This window comes from Agromyces luteolus, assembly GCF_009729855.1.
Classification (GTDB): Bacteria; Actinomycetota; Actinomycetes; order Actinomycetales; family Microbacteriaceae; genus Agromyces; species Agromyces luteolus.
This window is the reverse complement of sequence record NZ_WODA01000026.1, coordinates 74,481-92,259: the sequence shown is the minus strand read 5'-3', so window position 1 is coordinate 92,259 and position 17,779 is coordinate 74,481. Positions and strand designations below refer to the sequence as shown.

The following is a 17,779-nucleotide window of genomic DNA, read 5'->3' as shown; positions in this document are numbered from 1 at the left end:
TCGGAACGCTCAGGTCACGTCGAAGGAGCGCTCGTGGTGGCCCGTCGCGCCGTCGGGAGCGACCGGGGCGCGGTCGGCGGTCTGGACCTCGCCGTCGGCCGAGATCGCGCGCACCCGGATCGTGTGACGGCCGGGCGCGGCATCCCACTCGTACCGCCACTGCACCCAGGTGTCGGCGGAGATCGCCGTCGCGAGGGTCGCGGGCTGCCATGCGCCGTCGTCGACCTGGACCTCGACCGAGGCGACGCCCGTGTGCTGGTGCCAGGCGACGCCGGCGACCACGACGGGTCCGGCCACGACGGACTGGCCCACGCGCGGCACGTCGATGCGCGACGAGAGCTTGATCGGGCCGCGCTCGCTCCAGCCGCGGTCGGACCAGTACGCGCGGTCGAGGTCGAAGCGGGTCACCTCGAGGTCGGTCACCCACTTCGTCGCCGACACGTACCCGTAGAGACCGGGGACGACCATCCGCACCGGGAAACCGTGCTCGACCGGCAGCGGCGCACCGTTCATGCCCACCGCGAGCACCGCCTCGCGGTCCGGGTCCGTGAGCGCCTCCAGCGGGGTCGACGCCGTGAAGCCGTCGATGCTCCGCGAGAGCACCATGTCGGCATCGGCGCTCGGCACGGCACGCGCGAGCAGCTCCCGGATCGGGTGGCCGAGCCACACGGCCGTGCCGATGAGCTCGCCGCCGACCTCGTTCGACACGCACGCGAGCGTCGTCACGCTCTCGCCGAGCGGCAGCGCGAGCAGTTCGTCCCACGTCAGCTCGACCTCGCGGTCGACCATGCCGTGGATCCGCAGCCGCCACTCCGCCGGATCGACCTGCGGCACGGTCAGCGCGGTGTCGATGCGGTAGAACTCGCCGTTCGGCGTGATGACCGGGGCGAGTCCGTCGATGCCGAGTTCGGCGGATGCCGGGACGGTCGCCGTCGTCGAGGGTGCGGGGAGCCGCAGCGCCTCGCGGACCGTGCTCACTGCGCGCGATCCGGCCGACAGCGCCGTCGAGGCGATCGCGGCGAGGACGCCGACCGCCGCCGTCCCGCCAGCCCACACGAGGAAGCGACGGCGATCGACACCGTCGACGGAGGCCGCCGACGCGCTCCCCGTGCTCGGGGCATCCTCCGGCACCGTCGATCCGCCTGTCGATGCGGCGACCGTTGCGACCGGGCGGACGGCCGGCAGCCGGGTGAGCAGCATCGACAGCGCACCCATCGCCGCGAGCGCCCCGATCGCGGCGGGCAGGATCGCGAGGAGCGACGCGTTCGCCCGCGTCGCCGCGGCGAGGGCCCCGAACACGCCGAGCAGCGCGAAGAGGCCACGCCCCCACCGGGGGCGCCGCGCCTCGAGCAGCCCCGCGAGGGCGCCGACGCCGACGAGCACCACGCCCACGCCGATGAGCAGGGCGACCTTGTCGGCCGTGCCGAACAGTGCGATCGCGGCATCCTTCGCCCACGGCGGCGCGAGGTCGATCAGCAGGCCGCCGATCGACGTGAACGGCGACGCGGTCGCGGCGATGATCGCCGCCGCGAGTTCCCCGGCCCCGGCGCCGAACGTCGCGGCCGCGACGCCCGCCAACGCGGGACGCAGCCGTCCGACGGGCGCACGATCGGTCGGCATGCCCTCAGGGTACGTCGGACTTCGGGGCGCGGGACCCGCACCGGACCTCACGTAAGCGGTTCGTAAGGACGACACCTCCGACGACGGGACGCAAGGCCCTGCGGATGCCGCGGCATCCTGCCTAGCGTGGAGTGGACGGCGGACCTCGGGCCGTCGCACCGAACCGAATCCCCACGTGAGGAGCAGACCATGGCCACCTACGACGTGTCCGACCGTTCGGCGATCGTGACGGGAGCCGGCAGCGGCATCGGCCGGTCGGTCGCCCTGCTGCTCGCCGCGAACGGCGCAGCCGTGGTCGTCAACGACCTCGACGCCGACCATGCGGCCGGCGTGGTCGACGAGATCCGCTCCGCGGGCGGCACCGCCGAGGCATCCGTCGGCGACGTCACCGACCCGGACTGGATCGCCTCGTCCGTCGACGCCGCCGGCAGGCTCGCGCCGCTGAGGATCGCCGTGAACAACGCCGGCATCGGGGGCGCCACCGCCCTGATCGGCGACTACCCGGTCGACAGCTGGGACACCGTGATCTCGGTCAACCTCACCTCGATCTTCCACAACATGCGGGCGCAACTGCCCGCGATCGCCGGCAACGGGGGCGGCGCGATCGTCAACGTCGCGTCGATCCTCGGATCGGTGGGCTTCGCGAGCTCGTCGGCCTACGTCAGCGCCAAGCACGGACTGGTCGGGCTCACGAAGAACGCGGCGATCGAGTACGCCGACCAGGGCGTGCGCGTGAACTCGGTCGGACCCGGCTTCATCAAGACACCGCTGATCGACGCGAACCTCGACGAGGCCGCGCAGCAGTTCCTCGTCGGCAAGCACCCGGTCGGCCGGCTCGGCGAGCCCGAGGAGGTCGCCGCGCTCGTCGTGTTCCTCGCGAGCGACGCGGCCGGCTTCATCACCGGCAGCTACCACCTCGTCGACGGCGGCTACACCGCCGTCTGAGGCGTCGACCGCGTCGGCGCGACGGGCGGCGCGACGTTCCGGGCGTCAGGGGATCAGCTGGTCGGTCAGGAACGCGAACGACTGCGTCACCGCGCTCATGACCCAGCCGAGCACGACGACGGCCGCGGTCACGATCCACGCGATCGTCTGCTCCTGCCGAGTGCCGAGCACGCGCTTGCCCCCGATGTCCTTGGCGCTGTTGGTGAGCGTCAGCACGAGGTCGACGAGCCACCAGATGCCGAATCCGCCGATGGTGAGCAGCTTCAGGATGCCGGTGCCGACCTTCCCGAGGTAGAAGCGGTCGACGCCCAGCACGCCGAGCAGCCACGCGAAGAGCCAGGTGGCGACGAACGAGCGGTCGGAGGTGGCGTCCTGCGCGGCCCGCGCGACCTGAGGGTTCTGGCCGGGCGCCTGGCCCGGCGGGTAGGCGGTCATGACGATTCCCCCTTCGTCACGCTCCACGATGCCCGGCGCGGCGAGCCCGGTGCGGGGCCTAGGTCCCGCGGCGGGATCAGGCGTGCTCCGCGATGAACTCGGCGACGCGCGGCGCGAGCCCCGCCCCGATCTCGGCGGCGGGGCGCTTCGCGCCCTTCACCTCGAACGAGTGGTTCGCGCCCTCGATCCAGTCGAGCACTGCCGACGGGGCGAGCGGCGCCACGAGTGCGTCGAGCTGCTCGTTCGGGATCGCGAACGGGTCGTTGCGCCCCTGCAGGACGAGCATCGGCACGCCGGCCAGCTGCGGGAAGTGCTCGCCGCGCGACTTCTCGGGCCGACCCGGCGGATGCAACGGGTACCCGAGGAACACGAGCCCCGCGGCATCCATGCCCTCGGCCACGGCCATCGACGCCATGCGCCCGCCGAACGACTTGCCCGACGCCCAGACGGGTTCGCCGCCGGCCGCCTCGGCCCGGGCGGCGTCCATCACGGCCCGCCACGTGGCGATCGCGACCGGCGGACGGTCCGGGAAACGCCGCCCGGCCGCACGGTAGGGGAAGTCGAAGCGCAGCGTCGCCACGCCGAGGTCGCCGAGCGCCCGGCAGAACCCCGTGATGAACGGATGCCCCATGCCGGCGCCCGCGCCGTGCGCCACGACGACCGTGGCGGTCGCGCCATCCGGTCGCCGAAGCGTCGCGGGCACCTCGCCGATGCCCTCGCCGACGTCGATCGCGAGGGGCCGTTCGTCGTCGCTCATGCGTCCATCGTGCACGAGAGACGGGCCGGGACGACCCGAAACGTCCCGGCCCGTGCTGCGCCCCCGCGCAGCATCCGCGTCACCCCGTCCCGGGAGTCCCCACCCGCCGGTCGTCGCGCGTGGAGCGGAGGGCTCCGATCCGCGCGACGAGGGTGACCACGATGACGACGGCCGCGGCGATCGCGGCGGCGATGCCCGTCGCCGCCGACGCCGGCTCGTCCGTGAGGCGTCCCACCGCGACCCACGCGAGCCCCCACGCCAGCGACAGCGCCGGGGCGATCCGGCCGCGACCCCACCAGGCCAGTGCGACGCCGACCGCGGCCGCCGCCGCGATCACGCCGATGGCCCACGCCTCGGCGGGGAGCCCCCACCCCTCGAACCCGGCGGCCTGGAGCACCGCGGTCGCGTTCGCGGCCGTCGCGACGACGACCCAGCCGAGGTACAGCCCGATCGAGCCGTCGGTCACGACCGCGTCGACGGCGCCGCTCGGCGGCATCCGTCGCAGCTGCACGAAGAGCCATGCCAGCACGACCAGCAGGACGAGGATGACCGGCAGGCTCGCCCACAGCAGGTCGAGCTGCACGACGCCGATCCACACGGCGTTCAGCACGAGCGACGCGGCGACCGCGTAGCCGATGCGGCGGTGCCGAGCGCTCGTGCGCTGGGCGGGCAGCACCTGGAAGATCGCGTACGCGAGCATGCCGGTGTAGATCACGCTCCAGATGCCGAAGGCCGGCCGTGCCGGCGCGATCAGCGTCGAGTCGGAGTCGAGCCATCCCCCTGCGGCATCCTGGATCGGCGTGCCGCCGGCGGCGCCGGATCCGACGAAGGCCGCCGCGATCGCGAGCAGCGACGTGACGAGCACGACGACCTGGCGCACCGTGTCGGCGGCCCTGCCGCGCTCGGCGGTCGGTCGTGCCTCGTCGCGGGTCCCTGCGGTCGATGTCACGGATGCCTCCTCCTCGCGCGGCCCAGCGTACGGAGGCCGGTCGGCGTCGGCGTCAACCGTTCGATTGAATCCGGCGGCCGGCGCCGCCGGCGAGGCCGGCACCCCCTCCGGCGAGGCCGGCCCCGCCGGAGGCACCCGACGTCGTGCTCGCGCGCGCCGTGATCGTCGCGGCGAACAGTCGGCGGAGGCCGGCGACGCCGCCGCGGTTCCAGGCGGCCAGCTGGCGCTGCGCGCCCGTGCCGTCGCGGAGCAGTCGCCCGACGAGCTGGTGCACGAGCTCGCGGTCGCCGGCACGTTCGAGCGGCTCCGCGACGTGCCGTTCGAGCCGCCGGACGAGTTCGGGCGCCGGCGCGAGCCGGCCGCTGGCCGGGTCGAACGCGCCGCCCGAGAGGCCGGCGTGCGCCGCGTGCAGCGTCGCGGCGCTGAGGAGCTCGGACGGCACGTCGGGATCGGGTTCGTCGATCGACCGCAACGGGCGGATGGCGGCGGGGTCCGAGCCGAAGCGATCGTGCTCGTCGACCGCCCGCGCGACGAGCGCCCGGCAGAGCGCCGCGACGAGCAGCGTGTCGTCGGCGGTGAGCTGCGCGTCGGCCATCCGGAACTCGATCGTCGGGAGGTGTTCGGAGAGGCGGACGTTCCAGGCGATCAGCGCGAGTTCGACGAGCCCGCCGAACCCGAGCATGTCGCGGATGCGACGGTCGTAGTCGGCGGCGTCCGCGAAACGCGGCGGGCACCCGGCGGTCGTCCACCGGCGCAGCTGCACCGTGCGCCAGCTCTCGTAGCCCGTGACCTCGCCGCGCCAGAGGGGCGAGTTGCCCGTCATCGCCGTGAGCAGCGGCAGCCACGGTCGCACCGCGTTGAGCGCGGCGACGCCGTGCTCGCGACTCGGGATGCCGACGTGCACGTGCAGGCCGCTCATCTGGTGGTCGGCGATGATGCCGGCCATGTCGCGCACGATCCGGTGGTAGCGGTCGATGTCGGTGATCGAGGGGAACCGGGGCGCGTCGGGCGAGGTGCCGACGCTCGCGACGCAGACCGCGTGCCGACCGGCGTCGGCGTCGATCTCGCGGCGGAATGCGACCAACCGGTCGCCCGCCTCGGCGAGGCTCTCGAACACGGGCGACGCGTACTCGACCTGCGATGCGAGGAACTCCGGGTGGGCGTGCTCCCCCCAGCGGGGATCGTCGGCGAGCCGCGCATGGACCTCCTCCGCGACATCCGCGGGGAGCATCGTCTCAGGGTCGAGGAAGAAGAACTCCTCCTCGATGCCGAACGTCGTCATCGTCGCTCCCGTCCGGGGCGCAGGCCGACCGGAGCGGTTCCATGCGCCTCATGCTCGCAGCGTGCGTCGCCGACGCGACGGTGTCAAGGGCTATCGGCGAGAGCCGGACGTATGCCCTCCCTGATGCGCGCCGGGCGCGTTCCGGCCGTGATGCCCGCGTCGGCGGACCGGCCGACGCTCACCCGGATACGGCCGCCTCGAAGACCTCCACGGGTTCGGCCAGGCCCTTGAGCTCGAGCGGACCGACCGGGCGGAACGTCAGGCCGGGGTCCTCGTTCAGGTCCACCACCGCGGCCGTGACGAGGGTCTGTCCTGCGGAGGCCGCGCCGGAGATCCGCGAGGCGAGGTTCACCGCGCGGCCGAAGTAGTCGCCGTCCTGCATCACCACGGGGCCGGCCGCGATGCCCGCGTGGGCGGGCAGGCCGATCGTCGGCGCCGCATCGACCATCTCGAGCGTGGCGCGCACCGCTCGGCCCGGCTGCCGGAAGTGCACCATGACGCCGTCGCCCAGCCACTTCACCGGGGTCCCGGCGTGGTCGGCGACGATGCGCTCGACCATCGCGCTCAGCTCCCTGGCGAGTCGAGCCCCGGTCGCATCGCCCTCCGCGGCGGTGATCCCCGTGTAGCCCGCGAGGTCGATGAAGACGAAGGCCGGGGGTCGTGCGGGTCCGACCCGGGCGCCGGATGCCTCGATCGCGCGCTCGATGCCCTCCACGTTGCCCTCCGTCCACCCGCGCTCCTGCTGCCGGCGGTACAGGGTGAGGACCATCTGCTCCATGAGCGGGGTCAGCTCCGTGCCGAGGGAGGTCGCCCGATCGAGCGCCGCCCCGTAGTCCAGCCCCGACCGCACGAGGCCGCCGACGATGTGCGTCTGGAACAGCTCGCTCTCGGCGTCGGCGACGCGCCGCAGCCCGTCGACGTAGACCCGTCCGATCCGGACCAGCGCGTCGAGGTCGGCCAGCGCAGCGACCATGCCGATCAGCCGGAAGATCGACTCGTCGTCCTCCCGTGCCGGATCCTCGGGCGACAGGTGACGGTTGACGAGGGCGGCACTCGTCTCGCGGATCACCTCGAACGGGATCCCCAGTCGGGTGGCCAACTCGCCGCAGGTCTCGGATCCGTACTCCGACCAGCGGAACTGCGGCGCGTCCATGAACGCGAGCGACAGCCGGCCGGTCGACACGGCCTCGGCGATCGCCTCGGCGTCGAGGCCGGCGCGGTCGCACGCGTCGACGAGGCGCACGCGCTGCACGTCGCCCCGACCGAACGTGCCGTCGGCGGCGGGCGCCACGACGCCGAGCTGCAGGAGCCGTTCGACGAAGTCGGGTCCGACCCCCGAGCGCCTGACGACCTCGTCGCGCGTGTACCGACCGACCGACCCGCCCACGTGGGCGAGCCTAGACCCGTGCGGGCTCCTCCGGCAGTGGTGCGGTGGGCCGCGGCGCGCGCCTCACCACCCCTCGGCGAGCACCCGGTCGAGCATCGCGACGAAGAAGTCGGCGCTCTCCCTCGCGACCACGAGCGGCGGCTTCACCTTGAGCACGTTCTGGTGGTCGCCGGTGGGCTGCATGATGACGCCGAGCTCGAGCAGGCGGTCGCAGATCGCCGCGGTCTCCTCGGTCGCGGGTTCGAGGGTCGCTCGGTCGCGCACGAACTCGACGCCGAGGTACAGCCCCAGGCCGTGCACGGCCCCGATGAGCGGATGGCGCTCCGCGAGCGCCTCGAGCCGCGACTTCAGGTACGCGCCCGTGTCGGCCGCGTTCCGCTGGAGCCCCTCGTCGCGGAACGCGTCGAGCACGGTGAGCCCGGCGACGCTCGAGGCGGGACTGCCGCCCGTGGACGAGAAGAAGTACCCCTGGGTGCGGTAGCGCGCGGCGATCTCGCGCGTGGTGATGACCGCGCCCAGCGGGTAGCCGTTGCCCGCGGCCTTCGCGACCGCGATGACGTCGGGCACGACGCCCTGCTGCTCGAAGCCCCAGAACCAGTCGCCCAGCCGGCCGTAGCCGGCCTGCACCTCGTCGGCGATCGCGAGCCCGCCGGCCTCGCGCACGGCCCCGTACACCTCGGCGAGGTAGCCGTCGGGCAGCGGGATGCCGCCGGCGTTGCCGTAGAACGTCTCCGCGATGAACGCGGCCGGCGGGCGAGCGGATGCCGCGAGCTCGCGGATGCGCGCAGCCGCTTCGGGTCCGTAGCGCACCGCGTCCGTTCCGCGGTGGCGGCCGCGGAACGGGTTCGGCGCGTCGACGGGGTGCACCCAGTCGGGGCGGCTCGCGAGCGCGTTCGGGTTGTCGGCCGTGGAGGTGCTCACGGCGTCGGACGCGTAGGTCCAGCCGTGGTAGGCCTCGAGCACCGAGACGACGTCGCGGCGACCCGTCGCCGCCATCGCGACGCGGAGCGCGAGGTCGGTCGCCTCGGAGCCCGAGTTCACGAGGAACACGGTGTCGAGCGGGTCGGGGGCGAGGGCCGCGAGGCGCTCGGAGAACTCGACGACCGCGCCGTAGTTGAAGCGCGAGTTGGTGTTGAGCGTGCGCAGCTGCTTCGCGACCGCGGCGGCGAGGCCGGGGTGCCCGTGACCGAGCGGCGTCACGTTGTTGACCATGTCGAGGTGGACGCGCCCGTCGGTGCCGACGAGGTGCTCGCGCCATCCGCGCTCGATCCGCGGCGGGGTGTCGTAGTAGTGCTCCTGCACGTCGGCGAACGACCGGTCGCGCCGCGCGATGAGCGCTGCCGCATCGTCCCCGGTGGTCGAGTCGGCGCGAAGCGCCGCATCGAGGCCCTCGTCGTGCAACCCGATCGCCGCGGCGGGGTCTTCGGTGACCGCGAGCCAGCCGACCGCGTATTCGGGCCGGACGAGGTGCGGGACGTGCGGCGGGGCGTCGGATGCCTCGAGCCGGATGCGGGCGCGCGTGCGCGCCGGCACGGTGCCGTCGAGGATCGTCATGCCGTCGGCGGCCTCGACCACGAGGTGAGCGTCGCCCCGCGTCGTGGACACCCGGGTCGCCGCCGCGAACCAGACGTCGATGCCGAGCGGCACGGTCGCGGATGACTCGGGCGCGAGCGTGCGGCTCCGCGTGAGGCGGGGCGTCGCGCGCTCGAGCCAGGCGAGCGGTGCGCCCGCGTCGAGGGCCGCGAGGGCGAGTCGGTCCTCGAGCTCCGGGTCGAGCCACGCGCCGGCGTCGACGTCGTCGGACGTGATCGAGACGTCGAGCCGGATCGCGCGGTCGAGGTCGACGGCGGGGTCGGTCTCGATACGCGCCGGCTTCGCCGGTGCTACTCGACCACCGGGGGGCGCCGGCTTCGCCGGTGCTACTCGACCACCGGGGGGCGCCGGCTTCGCCGGTGCTGCTCGACCACCGGCGTCGAGGCCGATGTCGAGGGCGTCGGCGATCACGTGCGTCATCACGGACGACGGCACCGAGACGGCCTGCTCGAAGATCCGCCACTCCCGCTCGACGCCCTCGGCCGCGTACGCGTTCGCACCCCCGTCGATCTGCACCTGCTGCTCGCCGCTCACGACGAGCACGGCCCCGCGCAGCACGACGAGCGGCCACAGCGCGCGGACCTCGGCGGACGACAGGGGACGCAGCGCATGGAACGCCCGCACCGCGGGCAGCACCGACACGGGTTCGGCGCCCGCGTGGTGCAGCACCGACGAGATCGTGATCGCGAGCTCGGCGACCGCCCAGCTGCGCGTCACGTCGCCGAAGTCGATCATCCCGTCGGGCAGGCGGATGCCGCGCTCGGTCGTGCACACGACGTTGTCGTCGGTCAGGTCGAGGTGCACGGCCTGCACCGGGAGGTCGGCGGCGACGGCCCGCACCTCCGCCCAGGCGCGGGACGCGGCATCCGTCACCTGCGCCCGCTTCGCGGGGTCGGGGTGCACGTTCGCCAGCAGGTCGACCACGCGATCGGCGTGCCTGGGGTCCCACTGGAGGACGCGGTCGAGGCCGACGTGCTCGAACCCCGCGAGCGCGAGGCTCGCGTGCGCCGCGATCCCGCCCATGCGCGCGACGACGGCGGGCGAGAGGTACGCGGGCCCGTTGAGGGTGCCGCCCGGGAGGTGCTCGAGCAGCCGGATGGCGAGCGGGCCCTCGCTCGTGTCGGCGACGACCGAGCGAGGCGTGCCGTCGTCGGCGAGGCTCGTCGTCGCGATCCGGAGGTGCGGCGCCGCGTCGGCGATGCGGGATGCCGCGTGGTCCTGCGCGTCGAGCTCGTCGGCGGTGAACGCCGGGTTGGTGATCTTCACGACCCCGATCGGCGTTCCGCCGCCGGGCGCCCGCGCGAGGAAGTTCTGGTCCTGCTGGCTGCCGAGCGGCTCGAGCCCGACCTCGAGTCCCCACTGCTCGCGCACGATCCCGGCGACCTCGTCGACGGGCAGTGCCGGTGCGGGCAGTTCGCCGGCCGAGAAGAAGTCGAATCCGCGGCGGCTCGCGGGCTGGCTCATGTTCGCCCCTTTCCGCCTCGAACATAGTCAGGGCGGATGCCTCCGGCCGAGCGCCGTCGTGTCGATCCCGCTGCCGAACGTCCACCGCGCGGGCGACGCGCGGACGGCCTGCCGCGGATGTCGTCGGTCGCTCGTACCGTGATGGCCATGACGAACCAGCCGCTTCCGACGCTCGAGCCCGACGTGCTCGACGAGCCCTGCCTGCGCTGCGGCTCCGCCGCGGTGCGGGTCATCGTGTACGGCCCGCTCGACCTCGAGGTCGAGGCCGATCCCGCGGCCGCCGGCCGGTCGGGCGAGGCGCCGATCTTCGACTGCCGCGACTGCGGCTTCGAGTGGGGAGAGGCGGTCCGCGACCTGCTCGCCTGACCGGCTACGGCCGGTGGCCCGCCGCTCCGTCCGCCGCCGCGCGGTCGGCGCTCAGCGCGAGGATCGCGGCGCGCATGACGAAGGCCGACCAGGCGAGCACGCCGAGGAGCTTGGCGCCGTCCTCGACGATGACGGAGAGGCGGGTCGCCGGGTCCACGAGCACGTCGACCATCGCCGACGCGCCGAGCCCGACGAACACGATGGCGAGCAGCGCCGGGTCGAAGCGCTCGACGACCGCGTCGAGGAAGCGGAGCGCGAAGGCGAGGAAGCCGACGGCGTACGCGGCCGCGAGCACCGTGCCCGAGCCCGGACCGAACGCGGCGGTCTCGTGGAGCAGGAGCAGGTCGTCCAGCGCGAAGACGAGGCTGAGCGCGAGGCCCCATGCGAGCAGTCGGCGGGACGCCGCGCCTCGCGGCACGAGTGCGAGTGCCGCCACGAGCGTGCCCGCCGCCAGCACGAGGACGACGATGCCGAGGTTCGACACCAGGCCGTACGCGGGGCTGGCGTCGCCGTGCTTCGCGGCCACGGCCTGGCTGTCGCGCACGAGGTCGGTGGGTGCGAACCACGGCTGCGTGAGCACCACCGCGACGGTGACCGCGACGACGACCGCCATCGCCACGTGGATCCAGGGCGGCGTGCGCCGGAGCGCATCGCCCACGTGGTGCGGCGTCGTGGAGTCGGGGACCGTGCGTTCCGTCGTGTCGGTCGTGTCGCGTGCGTTGGTGATCGTCGTGCCTCCCTGCGGCCGCGGGCGCGGCGCGCGCATCAGGCGAGCGTAGGCGGATCCCGTCGCTCGTCCCCAGTGCTTGACAGGTGGGCCGAGTCACGCCATCGCGCGGGCGCGGGCGTGCCACTGCTCACCACGACCGGCGGCCGTTCGTCGCGACGACGTCGACGATCTCGTCGAGGTGCTCCAGCGCCGTCAGGAGCAGCACGCCCATCGGGAAGCGGCTCGGGTCGTCGAGGTCGACGAGGAGCACCGTCGACGCCGGATCCCGGCCGTGCTCGCGAGGGTCGACGAGTCGCGGGTTGCGGGCCCCGAGTTCGCCGAACGCGGTCTCCAGGTCCGTTCGCCGGAGCTCGAGCCGTTCGGCGATCTTCAGCCGTTGGAACGTCGCCTCCGAGATGCGGCTCGCACCGATCCGCGACCGCTCGGCCCGCTCGGCCGTCGAGAGTTCGAGCTCGCCGGCGGCCAGGCGCCCGACGTGTCGTGCGCCCGCGAGCGCGAGCCGCTGGTCGCGCTCCTCCGCGCCCTCGTCGAGCCGGCGCTCGCGCCACACGGCGAACGCGTTCACGGCGTCGCGCACGACCTGCCCGCGGGTGCGGCCCAGCAGGTGCGCGAGATCGCCGATGAGTCGGTGCGTCTCGGCGTCGACCTTGACCGTCGTGAGCCCGCTCATCGCGATCGCCTCGCGAATCGAGCGATGGTTTCTCTCGTGATCATGGGGGAAAGGTATTCCGGGGATGCCTTTCTCCTTCGTCTGCGGACGGAACGGTCACCGGGTGCGTCGGACGGCGTGCCGGTGGAGGACGGGTGCGCCTGCGTGGGCGCGGAATGCGGGGCCTCCGGACGCCTTCGCATGGCCATCAGGCCGCTTCGCATGGCCATCAGGCCGCTGGCACGGGCGGGTGGATGGTGGACCGCCTCGGCTTCGTCGGCTCGGACGGGGGCGCACGTCAGGAGGGCGGGCCGGTGTCGACGTCCTCCTCGAGGAGTTCCTCGCGGATCCGGCGGAGGTCCTCGAGGAGGGAGCCCAGCAGGATCCAGTGCTCCGACTTCGGCGCGCCGATCTGCAGCGGCGCGGTCAGCGCGGGGATGACGGAGGTCAGCGGCTCCGGGTCGACCTCGGCGAGGTGCACGGCGAGCCGCACGTCGTGGGCGACGCGATGCAGCTGCTCCGCGATCGCGCGGACGGTCGGCTCGGTCGCGAGGCCGTCGTCGTAGTGGTCGACGAAGGCCCGCGTCATCCCGCCGACCTGGGTGACGATGGGGCTGAGCCGGGCGAGGAGGCGCCGCTGCTCGGCGATGTCGCCGCGATGGGCCGAGCGACGGGGGTTCAGCGTGAGCGACTCCTCGGCGTCGGCGATCGCCGCGCCCGCGGCATCCCGCATCGGCCGCATGAGCCGCACCTCGAGCATCAGCTCGGTGAGGTCGGCCGGTCGCTGCGGTGCGAGCAGCGCCTCGGCGAGGCGGTCGACGGATGCCGCGAGCTCGCTGCCGAGCCGGGCGAGGTGCTCGCGTGCCGGCCCCGCGAGCACCGGCGGCACGATGACCGCGTTCACCACGATGCCGATCACGGCGCCGATGAGCGTCTCGAGCACGCGGTCGAGCGCGTACTCCGGCGACGTGCCGCCGAGCGCGAGCACGAGCATCGCGCTGATCGCGACCTGGTTCGCGGTCGCAGCGGTCATCCGCGCCGCCCACGCGGCGACGAGGGCCACGAGGATCGCGACGAGGATCACCCAGCTGTTCGGGCCGAAGAGCAGGCCGAGTGCCGACGCGATCGCGACGCCCGCGATGACGCCGACACTGCGCTCGAGGGCCTTGCCGAGCGACTGGTTCACGCTCGGCTGCACGACGAGCAGTGCCGCGATCGCGGCGAAGACGGGGAGCGGCCCCGGGATCAGCCACCCGGCGATGAGCCAGGCGCCGACGGTCGCCACCGCGGACTTCAGCACCTGCAGGATCGGCGCCCGCTTCGTGGCGCGGAACCGTTCGGAGAACCGCATGCGCCCCACGCTAGCGGGCGCGCATCCGCTCGACCTCGCCGCGGTTCACGTCGGCGGCCCGCGCCAGGAGGTCGTTGGCGAACGCGAGCTCGTCGTTGGAGAGCGACTCGAGGACGGCGCCCCATCGCTCCGTCACGCCCGCGTACGCGGGGCCGACGGCCGCGGCGATCGCATCGGCGTCGGCCGTCACCAGCACCCGGCGTCGGTCGTCGGGGTCGCGCGAGCGCGACACGAACCCGGCGCGCTCGAGGCGGTCGACCACCGCGGTGATCGCCCCGCCGGCGGTGAGGCCCGTGCGCGCGGCGAGCTCGCCCGGCGTCGCCGGGCCTCCGGAGAGGAGGAGCCCGACCGTCTGCAGGTCGGTGCTGTTGAGCCCGGCCGAGCGCGCGACCGCGTCCTGGAAGAGGACCGCGTGCGCCATGAAGTCGCGCATGACCTCGGCGTTGCGCGCGACGAGGGCGCGACGCGTTGACGATGTCGGCGGCATCCGTTATTCTCTCGAAATCAGAGAGACTCTCTCATCGAGACTCTCGGTTCAGTCCACAGTCTATCGTCCGCTCGCGGGCGGGAGGAGGATGCCATGCCCACCGCCCTCGTCGTCGGCGGCGGAGTCGCCGGGCCCGCCGTCGCGATGTTCCTCGCGCGTGCCGGATGGGAGGTCCGGGTCGTCGAGGCGGCACCGACCCCCGGCCGGCACGGAGGCGCCTTCCTCAACGTCGCCTCGAACGGGCTCGACGTGCTCGCGCAGCTCGGGCTCCGCGACGCCCTCGTCGCCGACGGGCACCGGGCCGGTCGGATGGTCATGCTGAGCGGTCGCGGGCGCGAGCTCGGCGTGGTCCCGAACGGTCCGGCGGGCGACCTCGCGCGCGGCGGCGTGATCGTGCGGCGGGCCCACCTGCACGCCGTGCTGCGAGACGGCGCGGCGCGCGCCGGCATCCCCATCGAGGACGGCGTGCGCGTCACCGGCATCCGCTCGTCGACGGATGCCGCGATCGCGACGCTCGCCGACGGGCGCGAGCTCCACGCCGACGTGCTCATCGGCGCCGACGGGATCGGTTCGCTCACCCGGACCTGGATCGACCCCGGCGCGCCGGCGCCCACGTACACCGGGCTCGTCGGACTCGGCGGGTTCGCCCGGGTCCCGGGGCTGGCCCCGACCCACGAGACGCGGGTCATGGTCTTCGGCGCGCGCGCGTTCTTCGGCTACCTCGTCCGCGACGACGGCACGGCGCTCTGGTTCGCGAACCTCACGCGACCCGAGCCAGACCGGCGCGCGCTCGCGGCGATCCCGTCGGACCGGTGGCTCGCGGACCTCGCCGAGCTGCACCGCGACGACCCCTTCCCCGTGCCCGACCTGGTCGCGAGCACCGTCGGGCCCGTGTCCGCCCACCCGATCCACGCGCTGCCGCACGTCCCGCACTGGTACCGCGACCGCGTGGTCGCGCTCGGCGACGCGGTGCACGCCACCAGCCCGAGTGCCGGGCAGGGCGCGTCCCTCGCACTCGAGGACGCGATCACGCTCGCCCGCGCACTGCGCGACGCCCCCGACCACGGGGCGGCGTTCGCGGCGTTCGAGCGGATGCGCCGGCCGCGCGTCGAGCGGATCGTCGGGTACGCCCGGGCGGTCGACCGCAACAAGCGCGTCACGCGCTCCCGGCTCGGGATCGCGGTGCGCGACGCGATGCTGCCGCGCTTCCTCGGTCGCGCGATGGAGGATCACCGCAACGACGACCTCTACGAGTTCCGCGTCGACTGGAACGCGAAGGGCGTGCCCGTCGGGTGACGGACACGCCCGTTCGCAGCGCCGGCCGGTTGGCGCGAGCGGGTCAGCTCGCGGCGGCCGACTCGGTGCCGGTCGACTCCGAGGCGGACGTGTCGCGCTTCGGCAGGCGCCATCCGGGCCGGACGAAGTGGCAGGTGTAGCCCCACGGGATGCGCTGCAGGTAGTCCTGGTGCTCGGGCTCGGCCTCCCAGAACGCGCCGGCGGGCGCGACCTCGGTGACGACCGGGCCCGGCCAGATGCCGGAGGCGTCGACGTCGGCGATGGTGTCGATCGCCGTGTCGTACTGGGCGTCGCTCGTCGGGAAGATCGCCGAGCGGTAGCTCGTGCCGACGTCGTTGCCCTGGCGGTTCTTCGTGCTCGGGTCGTGGATCTGGAAGAAGAACTCCAGCAGTTCGCGGTAGCTCATCTTCGCCGGGTCGAACACGACCTCGAGCGCCTCGGCGTGCGAGCCGTGGTTGCGGTACGTCGCGTTCTCGACGTCGCCGCCGCTGTAGCCCACGCGCGTGTCGATCACGCCGGGCAGCTTGCGGACGAGGTCCTCCATGCCCCAGAAACAGCCGCCCGCGAGGACCGCGGTCTCGGCTCCGGGGACGGTGGTGATGGCGCCTGGGGTGGTCATGCGGTCTCCTCGGTGGTGGTGGTCGTGCTGAACAGGATGAGGTACTCGCCGTAGCCCTCAGCCTCGAGGTCGTCGAGGTGGACGAAGCGCAGTGCGGCGGAGTTGATGCAGTAGCGGAGGCCCCCGGCATCCGTCGGCCCGTCGTCGAAGACGTGGCCGAGGTGGCTGTCGGCGCCCGCCGAGCGCACCTCGACGCGCTTCATGAAGAACGAGCGGTCGACATGCTCGGTGACGGCCGTCTGGTCGATCGGACGGGTGAAGCTCGGCCAGCCCGAACGGCTGTCGTACTTGTGCACGCTCGCGAACAGCGGCTGCCCCGAGACGACGTCGACGTAGAGGCCCGGCTCGTGGTTGTTCCAGTACTCGTTGCGGAACGCCGGCTCGGTCGCGTCGTCCTGCGTGACCTTGCGCTGCAGCGGGGTGAGGCGGTCGACCGCCTCGGGAGTCCTGCGGTAGTCGTGTGACACGGTTGCTCCTTCTCCTGGCGGCACCGGCTGGGCCGCCCGGACCATGACACCGGCTGGGCCGGTTACGTCTGCGTCCATGAGGAAGAACCATCGAGGGGCGGCCGATGTTCCGCAGGATGCGCCCGCCCGCTGTGGGTTCGCTGTGAGCGCCGCGGGAGCCCCCTCCGGTGGTCGAGTAGCCGCGCAGTGCCTCCCCTCCGGTGGTCGAGTAGCCGCGCAGTGTCTCCCTCCGGTGGTCGAGTAGCCGCGCAGCGGCGTATCGAGACCCCACGCCCGTCACCCGGTGGTGGGAGGATCGGCGCATGGCCGATCGACTCATGCTCCTCGATACCGCGTCGCTGTACTTCCGGGCGTTCTACGGCGTGCCCGACTCGCTGAAGCGCGCCGACGGGACATCCGTGAACGCGGTGCGGGGTCTGCTCGACATGATCGCCCGGCTGGTGGCCGAGTTCGAGCCGACGCACCTCGTCGCCTGCTGGGACGACGACTGGCGTCCGCACTGGCGCGTCGAGCTCATCCCGAGCTACAAGGCGCACCGCGTCGAGCTGGTCGTGCCGGCCGGTCCCGACATAGAGGAGGTGCCCGACCCGCTCGAGGCGCAGCTGCCGATGATCCGCGAGACGCTCGGCCTGCTCGGCATCCCGATCGTCGGCGTCGCCGCGCACGAGGCCGACGACGTGATCGGCTCGCTCGCGACACAGGCGACCATGCCGGTCGACGTCGTCTCCGGCGATCGCGACCTGTTCCAGCTCGTCGACGACGATCGCGGAGTCCGGATCATCTACACGGCGCGCGGCATGAATCGGCTGGAGCTGGTCGACAACGAGTGGGTGGTCGCGAAGTACGGCATCGAGGCGTCGCAGTACGCCGACTTCGCGACGCTCCGAGGCGACTCGTCCGACGGGCTGCCGGGCGTCGCGGGCATCGGCGAGAAGACCGCGGCGGGGCTGCTCGGCGACTTCGGCTCGCTCGACGCGATGCTCGCGGTGGCCTCGGGTGATCCGGATGCCGCGGCCGCCGCGCCCGCGACGATGTCGGCCTCGATGCGCGCGAAGCTCACGGGCGCGCACGAGTACCTCGCCGTCGCCCCGACCGTGGTCAACGTGGTGCGGGACCTCGACCTGCCGTCGGCGGAGGAACTCGGTGCTCGGCTCGCGCCGGTCACCGGGGCTCGCCGCGAGACGCTCGAGGACCTGGCGGAGGAGTGGAACCTCGGCGGGTCGGTGCCGCGCGCGCTCGCCTCACTCGACCGGGCGCCACGAGCGTAGCGCGTCGGGGACGCTCGCCGCGTCGGCGGTCGCGTGGTTGAAAGGGTGGGTGAGTCCCGCGCTGACACTCGGTACCGAAGTACCGGAGGTCCGGGGAAAGACGCCTCCCCGCGC

Annotated in this window: 17 protein-coding genes; 4 read left to right on the top strand and 13 right to left on the bottom strand. The window is 73.5% G+C overall.

Going from position 1 to position 17,779, the window contains the following annotated elements:
* Positions 1-9: 9 nt before the first annotated feature.
* Positions 10-1,620 carry a molybdopterin-dependent oxidoreductase gene (locus GLX25_RS18035; protein ID WP_155844020.1) on the bottom strand — a complete coding sequence of 537 codons (1,611 nt, stop codon included), beginning with the start codon at positions 1,618-1,620 and terminating at the stop codon, positions 10-12.
* Positions 1,621-1,809: 189 nt separating this feature from the next.
* Between GLX25_RS18035 and GLX25_RS18030 the strand changes: the two genes are divergently transcribed.
* Positions 1,810-2,565, top strand: a complete 756-nt coding sequence (locus GLX25_RS18030) for an SDR family NAD(P)-dependent oxidoreductase (RefSeq protein WP_155844019.1) — start codon at positions 1,810-1,812, stop codon at positions 2,563-2,565.
* Positions 2,566-2,610: 45 nt separating this feature from the next.
* Here GLX25_RS18030 and GLX25_RS18025 read toward each other — a convergent pair whose 3' ends face one another.
* The 6 genes from GLX25_RS18025 to GLX25_RS18000 all read right to left on the bottom strand — a co-directional run bounded on the left by GLX25_RS18025 (position 2,611) and on the right by GLX25_RS18000 (position 10,432).
* Complete coding sequence (locus GLX25_RS18025) at positions 2,611-3,000, bottom strand: TM2 domain-containing protein (RefSeq protein WP_155844018.1); 390 nt, start codon at positions 2,998-3,000, stop codon at positions 2,611-2,613.
* A 76-nt stretch (positions 3,001-3,076) separates the two neighbouring features.
* Positions 3,077-3,757, bottom strand: coding sequence for an alpha/beta hydrolase family protein (locus tag GLX25_RS18020; protein ID WP_155844017.1), 681 nt, complete (start codon positions 3,755-3,757; stop codon positions 3,077-3,079).
* A gap of 79 nt (positions 3,758-3,836) precedes the next feature.
* Positions 3,837-4,706 (bottom strand): tryptophan-rich sensory protein, encoded by an 870-nt coding sequence (locus GLX25_RS18015; RefSeq protein WP_166549000.1) that lies wholly within the window; start codon positions 4,704-4,706, stop codon positions 3,837-3,839.
* A 52-nt stretch (positions 4,707-4,758) separates the two neighbouring features.
* Positions 4,759-5,988 (bottom strand): carboxylate-amine ligase, encoded by a 1,230-nt coding sequence (locus tag GLX25_RS18010; RefSeq protein WP_155844016.1) that lies wholly within the window; start codon positions 5,986-5,988, stop codon positions 4,759-4,761.
* A 178-nt stretch (positions 5,989-6,166) separates the two neighbouring features.
* Complete coding sequence (locus GLX25_RS19460) at positions 6,167-7,375, bottom strand: adenylate/guanylate cyclase domain-containing protein (protein WP_155844015.1); 1,209 nt, start codon at positions 7,373-7,375, stop codon at positions 6,167-6,169.
* Positions 7,376-7,438: 63 nt separating this feature from the next.
* On the bottom strand, positions 7,439-10,432 hold the full coding sequence (locus GLX25_RS18000; RefSeq protein ID WP_155844014.1) for an aminotransferase: 2,994 nt from the start codon (positions 10,430-10,432) through the stop codon (positions 7,439-7,441).
* A 147-nt stretch (positions 10,433-10,579) separates the two neighbouring features.
* Here GLX25_RS18000 and GLX25_RS17995 point away from each other — a divergent pair, with 147 nt between their 5' ends.
* Positions 10,580-10,798 carry a hypothetical protein gene (locus GLX25_RS17995; protein ID WP_155844013.1) on the top strand — a complete coding sequence of 73 codons (219 nt, stop codon included), beginning with the start codon at positions 10,580-10,582 and terminating at the stop codon, positions 10,796-10,798.
* Between the two features lie 4 nt (positions 10,799-10,802).
* Here GLX25_RS17995 and GLX25_RS17990 read toward each other — a convergent pair whose 3' ends face one another.
* The 4 genes from GLX25_RS17990 to GLX25_RS17975 form a co-directional block, all read right to left on the bottom strand.
* Complete coding sequence (locus GLX25_RS17990; RefSeq protein ID WP_155844012.1) at positions 10,803-11,564, bottom strand: hypothetical protein; 762 nt, start codon at positions 11,562-11,564, stop codon at positions 10,803-10,805.
* Between the two features lie 91 nt (positions 11,565-11,655).
* Positions 11,656-12,198 (bottom strand): hypothetical protein, encoded by a 543-nt coding sequence (locus tag GLX25_RS17985; RefSeq protein WP_155844011.1) that lies wholly within the window; start codon positions 12,196-12,198, stop codon positions 11,656-11,658.
* 277 nt (positions 12,199-12,475) lie between these two features.
* On the bottom strand, positions 12,476-13,528 hold the full coding sequence (locus GLX25_RS17980) for an FUSC family protein (protein ID WP_155844010.1): 1,053 nt from the start codon (positions 13,526-13,528) through the stop codon (positions 12,476-12,478).
* 10 nt (positions 13,529-13,538) lie between these two features.
* Positions 13,539-14,015 carry a MarR family transcriptional regulator gene (locus GLX25_RS17975; protein WP_155844009.1) on the bottom strand — a complete coding sequence of 159 codons (477 nt, stop codon included), beginning with the start codon at positions 14,013-14,015 and terminating at the stop codon, positions 13,539-13,541.
* Between the two features lie 93 nt (positions 14,016-14,108).
* Here GLX25_RS17975 and GLX25_RS17970 point away from each other — a divergent pair, with 93 nt between their 5' ends.
* A complete protein-coding gene (locus GLX25_RS17970; protein ID WP_155844008.1) occupies positions 14,109-15,311 on the top strand; it encodes an FAD-dependent oxidoreductase in 1,203 nt (400 codons plus the stop codon).
* Between the two features lie 43 nt (positions 15,312-15,354).
* Here the strand turns inward: GLX25_RS17970 and msrA are convergent, their stop codons facing one another.
* Positions 15,355-15,930, bottom strand: a complete 576-nt coding sequence (msrA, locus tag GLX25_RS17965) for a peptide-methionine (S)-S-oxide reductase MsrA (RefSeq protein WP_155844007.1) — start codon at positions 15,928-15,930, stop codon at positions 15,355-15,357.
* Positions 15,927-16,397 (bottom strand): peptide-methionine (R)-S-oxide reductase MsrB, encoded by a 471-nt coding sequence (gene msrB, locus GLX25_RS17960; protein WP_271192538.1) that lies wholly within the window; start codon positions 16,395-16,397, stop codon positions 15,927-15,929. Before msrB ends, msrA begins: the two co-directional genes overlap by 4 nt.
* Before the next feature lie 302 nt (positions 16,398-16,699).
* On the opposite strand from msrB, the gene GLX25_RS17955 reads away from it, so the two are divergent.
* The gene (locus GLX25_RS17955; RefSeq protein ID WP_155844006.1) at positions 16,700-17,665 is read left to right on the top strand and encodes a 5'-3' exonuclease; all 966 of its coding nucleotides are present in this window, start codon (positions 16,700-16,702) and stop codon (positions 17,663-17,665) included.
* Positions 17,666-17,779: the final 114 nt, after the last annotated feature.

Coding starts and splice junctions, on each gene's coding strand:
- GLX25_RS18000 (WP_155844014.1), bottom strand. CDS start 10,432: ATGAGCCAGCCCGCGAGCCGCCGCGGATTCGACTTCTTCTCGGCCGGC.
- GLX25_RS18025 (WP_155844018.1), bottom strand. CDS start 3,000: ATGACCGCCTACCCGCCGGGCCAGGCGCCCGGCCAGAACCCTCAGGTC.
- GLX25_RS18030 (WP_155844019.1), top strand. CDS start 1,810: ATGGCCACCTACGACGTGTCCGACCGTTCGGCGATCGTGACGGGAGCC.
- GLX25_RS17975 (WP_155844009.1), bottom strand. CDS start 14,015: ATGCCGCCGACATCGTCAACGCGTCGCGCCCTCGTCGCGCGCAACGCC.
- GLX25_RS17995 (WP_155844013.1), top strand. CDS start 10,580: ATGACGAACCAGCCGCTTCCGACGCTCGAGCCCGACGTGCTCGACGAG.
- GLX25_RS18035 (WP_155844020.1), bottom strand. CDS start 1,620: ATGCCGACCGATCGTGCGCCCGTCGGACGGCTGCGTCCCGCGTTGGCG.
- GLX25_RS18010 (WP_155844016.1), bottom strand. CDS start 5,988: ATGACGACGTTCGGCATCGAGGAGGAGTTCTTCTTCCTCGACCCTGAG.
- GLX25_RS17990 (WP_155844012.1), bottom strand. CDS start 11,564: ATGCGCGCGCCGCGCCCGCGGCCGCAGGGAGGCACGACGATCACCAAC.
- GLX25_RS18020 (WP_155844017.1), bottom strand. CDS start 3,757: ATGAGCGACGACGAACGGCCCCTCGCGATCGACGTCGGCGAGGGCATC.
- msrA (WP_155844007.1), bottom strand. CDS start 15,930: ATGACCACCCCAGGCGCCATCACCACCGTCCCCGGAGCCGAGACCGCG.
- GLX25_RS17970 (WP_155844008.1), top strand. CDS start 14,109: ATGCCCACCGCCCTCGTCGTCGGCGGCGGAGTCGCCGGGCCCGCCGTC.
- GLX25_RS17985 (WP_155844011.1), bottom strand. CDS start 12,198: ATGAGCGGGCTCACGACGGTCAAGGTCGACGCCGAGACGCACCGACTC.
- GLX25_RS17980 (WP_155844010.1), bottom strand. CDS start 13,528: ATGCGGTTCTCCGAACGGTTCCGCGCCACGAAGCGGGCGCCGATCCTG.
- GLX25_RS17955 (WP_155844006.1), top strand. CDS start 16,700: ATGGCCGATCGACTCATGCTCCTCGATACCGCGTCGCTGTACTTCCGG.